Genomic DNA, 789 nt, shown 5'->3' on the forward strand with positions numbered 1-789 from the left:
CTGCCCCGCCGCAGGGTGATATCATACTGCCCATCAAACAATTTTCTCAGAATGCTATCCATTTCTTACCTCCCAATATAGTACCCTTTAAGAGTACTTTGTGATATTATTATAGTCCCTTTTAAGGGGACTTGTCAAGAGGTATTATTATGTTTTCAAAACAACTTTTTGGCCAGCGTATCCTTGAACTTCGTATGCAGCACAATGAGACACAGACCGCTTTGGGCAAACTGCTTGATGTGGGAAAAGGACACATCAGCGAAATTGAGCGTGGCAACCGCACTACCTCCGCTGAGCGGATAGTCCTAATCTGTGAACACTACAAGGTTTCCGCCGACTACCTCCTGGGCCTCTCTGACGACCCCATACCAGGGAAGGATCGGGAAAAGCCGTAGAATAAAGCGGCGAAGCCGCCAGCCCCCTTTGGCAAAGGGGGCCCCTGAGCGAAGCGAGGGCGGGAGATTGTCTTAGGAAAACTGCTTCTATTTGAGCTTTTAAGTAGAAGCAGTGCCAGCAAATCAATCCCCACCGCACCGCTCTGCCCCTTTTCAAAGGGGCCAGGCCGCCTGCGGGCGGGACGGGGGATGGGCTTTGTGGAGCAGGGCCCCACAAGCGGCGAAGCCGCTTGCCCCCTTTGGCAAAGGGGGGGCCTGAGCGAAGCGAAGGCGGGGGATTGTCTTAGGAAAACTACTTCTATTTGAGCTTTTAAGTAGAAGCAGTGCCAGCAAGTCAATCCCCACCCGGCTTCGCCGGGAGCCCCTTTTCAAAGGGGCCAGGCCGCCTGCGGGC

The 789-nt window shown here is 53.7% G+C and carries 1 protein-coding gene; it reads left to right on the forward strand.

All coding sequences use genetic code 11. The annotated features are described in order from the left end of the window. Positions 1-149 precede the first annotated feature (149 nt). Positions 150-395: a helix-turn-helix transcriptional regulator gene (locus D1646_RS02640; RefSeq protein WP_160634951.1), complete on the forward strand. Its 246-nt coding sequence runs from the start codon at positions 150-152 to the stop codon at positions 393-395. Positions 396-789 lie beyond the last annotated feature (394 nt).

Origin of the sequence: Pseudoflavonifractor sp. 60 (assembly GCF_009911645.1) — a bacterium.
In the GTDB taxonomy this organism is placed as follows: domain Bacteria; phylum Bacillota; class Clostridia; order Oscillospirales; family Oscillospiraceae; genus Lawsonibacter.

Bases quoted from the DNA above. Each gene is read 5' to 3' on its own strand.
- D1646_RS02640 (WP_160634951.1), top strand. From the start codon at position 150: ATGTTTTCAAAACAACTTTTTGGCCAGCGTATCCTTGAACTTCGTATG.